The organism is Cellvibrio sp. (genome assembly GCF_053579595.1).
Genome location: NZ_JBRFPI010000492.1, coordinates 1 through 2,871 on the forward strand (window position 1 = coordinate 1; position 2,871 = coordinate 2,871).

General features: G+C 47.4%; 4 protein-coding genes. 3 read left to right on the plus strand and 1 reads right to left on the minus strand.

Features of this window, described 5'->3' with window-relative positions; translation table 11 throughout:
• The 3 genes from ACWA6V_RS20205 to ACWA6V_RS20215 all read left to right on the plus strand — a co-directional run.
• Nucleotides 1-963 (plus strand): FAD-dependent oxidoreductase (locus ACWA6V_RS20205; protein WP_449524179.1); only part of this gene is annotated, 963 nt, incomplete at its 5' end.
• 13 nt (nucleotides 964-976) lie between these two features.
• Complete coding sequence (gene thiS / locus ACWA6V_RS20210) at nucleotides 977-1,183, plus strand: sulfur carrier protein ThiS (RefSeq protein ID WP_449524180.1); 207 nt, start codon at nucleotides 977-979, stop codon at nucleotides 1,181-1,183.
• A 1-nt stretch (nucleotide 1,184) separates the two neighbouring features.
• A complete protein-coding gene (locus ACWA6V_RS20215) occupies nucleotides 1,185-1,988 on the plus strand; it encodes a thiazole synthase (protein ID WP_449524181.1) in 804 nt (267 codons plus the stop codon).
• A gap of 53 nt (nucleotides 1,989-2,041) precedes the next feature.
• Here ACWA6V_RS20215 and ACWA6V_RS20220 read toward each other — a convergent pair.
• The coding region (locus ACWA6V_RS20220; RefSeq protein WP_449524182.1) for an HD-GYP domain-containing protein at nucleotides 2,042-2,871 on the minus strand (830 nt) is incomplete at its 5' end.

Genomic DNA, 2,871 nt, shown 5'->3' on the forward strand with positions numbered 1-2,871 from the left:
TCAGGCGCCGCTGCCGCCTTTACTGCGGCCGGCATGGTTGCACCGTTAAGTGAAGCCGTTGTATCCGATGAAGGTGTTTACCGCATGGGCATTTTTGCACTGCAGCAATGGCCCACATGGATTGCACAATTACCGGCAACCGAAACGCCGCTATTCTTTAATAACGGCAGCCTCGTGGTGGCGCATCAGCAGGATACGAGCGAACTCGAACAATTTGAGCGAGAGCTTGGATTTATATTGCCCGGCTGCAAGGGTTACCAACATGTTAACCAACATGAAATTCACCAACTCGAACCCGATTTACACTCCAACTTTCATAGCGGACTGTTCTTGAGCGAAGAAGGTCATGTCAATAATCGCGAATTTTTGCGTTTAATTGGCAATGAATTATTGAAACTCGGCACAATGATTCGCGAATTCTCACCTGTTGAAGCATTTCCCGGAAAAATCGTTACCGAAAACGGTGAAGAAAATTTTGATTTGGTAATTGATTGCCGCGGGCTGGGTGCAAAAAAACAACTGCGCAATTTGCGCGGCGTGCGCGGTGAAACATTGCATGTGGAAACCAAAGAAATCCATTTGCAGCGCCCGGTACGTTTGATGCATCCACGCTACCAACTGTACGTGGTTCCCAAACCCAATCACCGCTTTATTATTGGCGCGACCCAAATCGAAAGTGAAGATCGTTCGCCAGTGACTATCCAATCCAGCCTGGAATTAAGCAGTGCGCTTTACACGCTGTCACCCGCATTTGCCGAAGCGCGTATTATTGAAATGGATACCAACCTGCGCCCTGCGTTTATGGATAACTTACCCAAAGTGACCATTACCGATGGATTGATTACCGCCAACGGATTATTTCGCCACGGCTATTTATTAGCGCCAGCGGTAGTTGAAAATGTGCTGGCACATATCTTCAAAAAACCTGAACCAATTTTTTCTGCACTGCTGAATCATCACTAAAAAGCACGAGCTTATGACAATTGAACTAAGTGTAAACAACGAAAGCGTATCGCTGACCAGCAAGACATTGCTCAGTGATGCCTTGCAACAATGGGGTTATGGCGAAAGCAAAATCGCCGTGGCCATTAATGGCGAATTTATACCCCGCTCGACTTATACCGAGCGCGAATTATTGAATGGCGATCAAATTGATATCGTCAAACCCGTGGGTGGAGGTTGATATGAGTTACAACAAACCTGAAAAAGATTTCACCCTTTACGGCGAAACCTTCTCCAGTCGATTTTTATTGGGCACGGCGCTTTACGCATCGCCACAATTAATGCGCGACTCCATTATCCAATCGCGCTGTGAAATCGTCACTCTCGGCTTGCGTCGCCAAAACCCAGCCAATCGCGATGGCGATGCGATTTGGCAATATATCCAGGAAAGCGGCTGCCGTTTGCTGCCCAACACTGCCGGTTGTAAATCAGTTAAAGAAGCAGTGACACTAGCGGAAATGTCGCGCGAAATTTTTAATACGGATTGGATTAAATTGGAAGTCGTTGGCGATGATTACAATTTACAACCCGACCCGTTTGGCTTGGTTGAAGCATCGGAAATTCTGATTAAAAAAGGTTTTAAAGTATTGCCTTATTGCACTGATGATTTAATCCTGTGCAAGCGATTGCTCGATGTCGGCTGCGAAGTACTTATGCCTTGGGGTGCGCCTATCGGTACCGGGCAAGGCTTATTAAATCGCTACAGTTTGCGCACACTGCGCGAGCGCATTAAAGATGTACCTATGATTATTGATGCGGGCCTTGGTGCACCATCACAAGCGGCAGAAGCGATGGAGATGGGTTTTGATGGAATTTTATTAAATACCGCCGTAGCCAAAGCACTGAATCCACCGATGATGGCAGAAGCCTTTGGCGATGCAATTGATGCGGGAAGAAAAGCCTATAAAGCGGGGCTCATGCAGAAACGCCAAACCGCCAGTCCGAGCACACCGACTATCGGCCAGCCATTTTGGCATCAGCAATAATGCGCAGATAAAAAATCAAACATGCCGCGTATTGGAACATCTCATTGGAATGTCTAATGTGAACTTCCGATATAGCCGCTGATTTTTGTAAAGCCGTCCTGCAAACGTTTGGTAATTTTTGGGTCCCCGCCCTCGCCCGACGAAATATACATTTGCATCATTCGACTTAAGCGCTGCAAATGGAACGCCATTTCCTGTTGTACAAGCGATGCATCGGCAACCACTTTGCTGATGCTGTCAGCCTCCTCACTCGCCATAGATTCTAAGGATTCACGCAAATCCTCCTTGAATAACAGACTACCTTTAAACGTGGTCGCAATGTGCAAGACAACGTTTTGCAATGCGTGCAGCTTGCGGTCGCCATGGGTGTAACCCACGGAGGTCAAACACTCACGTAATTGCGTAAACCAATTTTGCAAATGCAAATTTTGCTGCAGCATACGCTCCGCAAATTCAGGCACCCCGCTGCCGCTTACAAGATTGGGCAACGGCAACTCGCTGCGCAAGATCATGGTTGTTACGATATCGCAGCTGCGGTACAAATAAGCGGCTCGGTTCATTTCCAACACGGGAATTACTTCGCGCCAACGTCGCCCTTGCGCTTTAAAACGATTAAAATAAATACCGACAATGGCATCGGCAACGGCGAGAATTTGGCCGGAGATTGAAAGTTCACTTTCCACTTTTGCAAGCGGATAACCTGTGCCATCACAACGTTCGTGGTGCTCGCCCACAGCAGTAATAATCGCCGTAGACAAGCTTGGAATATCACGCAGGATTTTTGTGGATATGTCGACATGGCTTTGTACATGCTGCCAATCATCTGCCGTCAATTCATCCGTTTTACTGAGAATTTGTGGGTCAAGATGCAGCATGCCCACAT